Source organism: Mesorhizobium sp. M2A.F.Ca.ET.039.01.1.1 (assembly GCF_003998035.1).
Classification (GTDB): Bacteria; Pseudomonadota; Alphaproteobacteria; order Rhizobiales; family Rhizobiaceae; genus Mesorhizobium.
This window is the reverse complement of the sequence record NZ_RZRY01000670.1, coordinates 1-3,370: the sequence shown is the minus strand read 5'-3', so window position 1 is coordinate 3,370 and position 3,370 is coordinate 1. Positions and strand designations below refer to the sequence as shown.

The 3,370-nt window shown below is 64.5% G+C and carries 5 protein-coding genes; all 5 read right to left on the bottom strand.

The genetic code is table 11. From position 1 onward, the window contains the following. Nucleotides 1-1,833, bottom strand: a 1,833-nt coding sequence (locus EOA24_RS31540; RefSeq protein ID WP_133374705.1) for a transglycosylase domain-containing protein, incomplete at its 3' end; no start/stop codon positions are given. 208 nt (nucleotides 1,834-2,041) lie between these two features. Continuing rightward, complete coding sequence (locus tag EOA24_RS31535) at nucleotides 2,042-2,188, bottom strand: hypothetical protein (protein ID WP_126064347.1); 147 nt, start codon at nucleotides 2,186-2,188, stop codon at nucleotides 2,042-2,044. Nucleotides 2,189-2,215: 27 nt separating this feature from the next. Continuing rightward, nucleotides 2,216-2,470 carry a GlsB/YeaQ/YmgE family stress response membrane protein gene (locus EOA24_RS31530; RefSeq protein WP_042640778.1) on the bottom strand — a complete coding sequence of 85 codons (255 nt, stop codon included), beginning with the start codon at nucleotides 2,468-2,470 and terminating at the stop codon, nucleotides 2,216-2,218. Between the two features lie 111 nt (nucleotides 2,471-2,581). Further along, nucleotides 2,582-2,782 (bottom strand): hypothetical protein, encoded by a 201-nt coding sequence (locus EOA24_RS31525; RefSeq protein WP_126081170.1) that lies wholly within the window; start codon nucleotides 2,780-2,782, stop codon nucleotides 2,582-2,584. 77 nt (nucleotides 2,783-2,859) lie between these two features. Further along, on the bottom strand, nucleotides 2,860-3,370 hold a 511-nt coding region (locus tag EOA24_RS31520), incomplete at its 5' end, for a ribonuclease D (protein WP_133374704.1).

The following is a 3,370-nucleotide window of genomic DNA, read 5'->3' as shown; positions in this document are numbered from 1 at the left end:
GGTGAGATTGGCGGTGTAGCCGACGAACCAGGCGTCCCGCGAATTCTGGCTGGTGCCGGTCTTGCCGGCCGAAGGCCAGTTGAACGCCGCCTTCTTGGCGGTGCCGACCTCGACGGTACCGGTCATCATCGAGTTCATCATGCCCACGATATCGGCCTTGATGACGCGCGGCGCGCTGCCGGTGCTGCCCTCGTAGAGCACCTTGCCGTTTGCTGTCGTGATGCGCTGGATGAAGTGGATGTCCGGCTTGTAGCCGCCATTGGCGAAAGGCACATAGGCCGAGGTCAGTTCAAGCGGCGTCACTTCCGAAGTGCCCAGCGCGATCGAGGTGTTGGCCTGCAGGTCGGACTGGATGCCCATGCGATGCGCGGCCTCGACCACGGCGTCGGGGCCGACCTCCATGGTGAGCTGGGCCGCCACCGAGTTGAGTGACTTGGCGAGCGCCGTCGCCAGCGTGACCTTGCCGTAATATTTGCCGCCGTAATTGTCGGGCGTCCATTTGCCTATCTTGATCGGCGCATCGTTGCGGATGCTGTCCGGCGTGCGGCCGGCCTCCAGCGCCGCCATATAGACGAAGGGCTTGAAGGCGGAGCCGGGCTGCCGGCGCGCTTCCGAGGCGCGGTCGAACTGGCTGGTCGAATAATCATAGCCGCCGACCATGGCGCGCACCGCGCCGGAATCGTCGATCGACACCAGCGCCCCTTGGGTGACGTTGAGCTTCTTGCCGCTCTCGTCGATCAGCCGGCGGATCGACTGTTCGGCAAGCTTCTGCAGGTTGAGGTCGACCGTGGTGTCGATGACGATGTCGCCGCGCACGTCGCCGATCAGGTCGGGAAGCTCGTCCATCACCGTGTCGGCGACATAGTTCTCCGAGCCGGTCCAATAGGACGGCGCGCGCGTCGCCGGCGCGCTCAGCGCCGTCTTGTATTCCTTGTCGCTGATCTTGCCTGTCTGGCGCATGGCCGCGAGCACGAGTTGCGCCCGCTCCTCGGCCGCCTTCGGGTCGCGCGCCGGCGAAAGCTTCGACGGCGCCTTGAGCAGGCCTGCCAGCAGGGCTGCCTCCGAAAGCGACACGTCGCGCGCGCTCTTGCCGAAATAGCGCCGCGAGGCCGCCTCGACGCCATAGGCGCCCGAGCCGAAATAGACCCGGTTGAGGTACATTTCGAGGATCTGGTCTTTCGTGTGCTTGTGCTCGAGCCAGAGCGCCAGCAGCACTTCCTGGACCTTGCGCTCCAGCGTGCGGTCCGGCGTCAGGAACAGGTTCTTGGCCAGCTGCTGCGTCAGCGTCGAGCCGCCCTGCGAGAAATGCCCGCCGATGAGGTTGGTGACCATGGCGCGCGACAGGCCGATCGGGTCGATGCCGAAATGCGAATAGAAGCGCCGGTCCTCGATGGCGACGACGGCTTCGGGGATATAGGGCGACATTTCGTGCAGCCCGACGGCCTCGCCGCCCGACGCGCCGCGATTGGCGATCAGCGCGCCATCGACCGAGACGATCTTGATGTTCGGCGCGCGGTCAGGGACCGACCACGTCGTCGCCGCCGGCATCTTGGCGCCATAATAGACGACGACGCCGGCCGCCGCGATGCCGCCCCAGATGCACAGCACAAAGCACCAGTAGACCAGCCGAGTGGCGATGCCGAGCAATCCGCGTCGGTTGCGATCGCGGCCGCGGCCGCGTGATTTCGCCTTGGCGGACCTGCCCTTGGCAGCGGATTTGCGGGTGCGCGGCACGACGCGATCCTCCTCGCTCACCGAAAAGCCCTCGGAGGATTTCGCGCGCGGCGATCCCTCGAAGCTCGGTTCGATGCGACTGTCTCTGCGGTTCGCCATGCGCTCTAGCTGTTTGTCCCCGGTACCGATGGCGTTCGGGTTGAAGAGTAGATGCGGCGGTTTAAAGGCGCGTTAAAGCAGGGTTTATGCACGGTTTTGAAAACCGTTAGGATTTTCTGAATTCGGCTTCTCACCGATCGCCGCGGGCAGCAGCCGCGTCACACGGCGCAGTCTGGCTCCTCACGGCGCCGGCGGCTGGCCACCGTGATCAGTTCTGCTGGATCGAAATGCCTTTGTCGTCGATCTTGAGCTCGACGCCTTTCGGCCTCGTCTGCTCGCGATAGACGTAGACGCCGAGCGCAATGACCACGACCACGAGAGCGCCGATGATGACATAGAGCATGTTCTGCTTCATGGCGCGTCCCCGATGCCTTCTGGAAGATCAGGCCTGTTTCACCAGCTTGATCAGCACCAGCAGGACCACCGCGCCGATCGTGGCGTGGATGATCGCGGCAAGGATCCCGCCGCCCACGGCAAAGCCAAGCCTTGGGAATATCCAGCCGGCAATCAGGGCGCCGACGATGCCGACGACGATGTTGCCGACCAGTCCGAAGCCGAAACCCTTGACGATCAGGCCGGCAAGCCAGCCGGCGATCGCGCCGATGATGATGAAAACGAGCAGGCTTTCAATTCCCATTGCCAATCCCTCCGTGAGCGGAGGACCAACGAAGCCACGCACCCCGAATCGGCCATCCAACTGTGACGGATGGAACCTATTGGAAAGCGGCCGGCCTCGCCAGCGCCAGCTTCATTCGTCGTCGTCACCCGATGCCGGACGCCAGCTCGTCGGATCGACCTTCTTTTGCGTGTCGCTGTCGGTGTAGACCCACCAGCCGCCATCGCGATACTGGCCGACGGATTCATTGACGACGCCGTCGCCGTCCTTCCACAGGATGGTGACTTTCGCCCCGTCCTTCGGCGCGCTTTCTATCGGTTTGCGCTCTGCCATCTCACTCCCTCCACGAACCGGCCCGCTCCGTGAACCGGCCGAACCGGCAAGAACGCCCGCCGCCGCGCCGGGTTCCGTCAGCTATGCGCGAAAATGTCTTCCTCCGCCCAGCCCATAAGGTCGAGCTTGGCGCGCGTAGGCAGGAACCGGAAGCAGGCGTCGGCCTCCTTGGTGCGGTTTTCGCGCGCCAGGCGCGCCGCCAGAACCTCGCGCAGACGGTGCAGATAGAGCACGTCGGAGGCGGCATAGTCGAGCTGTTCGGGCGAGAGCGTTTCCGCTGCCCAGTCCGAGGATTGCTGCGCCTTGGACAGGCCGATGCCGAGCAATTCGTTGCACAGATCCTTCAGCCCGTGGCGGTCGGTGTAGGTGCGGACGAGCCGCGAGGCGATCTTGGTGCAGAACACCGGCTCCGCCATGACACCGAAGGCATTGTAGAGCACGGCGATGTCGAAGCGGCCGTAATGGAACAGCTTGGTGACCGCGCGGTTGCGAAGCAGGCTGACGAGATTCGGCGCTTTCTTCTGGCCAGGCGCGATCTGGATGACGTCGGCGCTGCCGTCGCCGGGCGAAATCTGCACAACGCAGAGC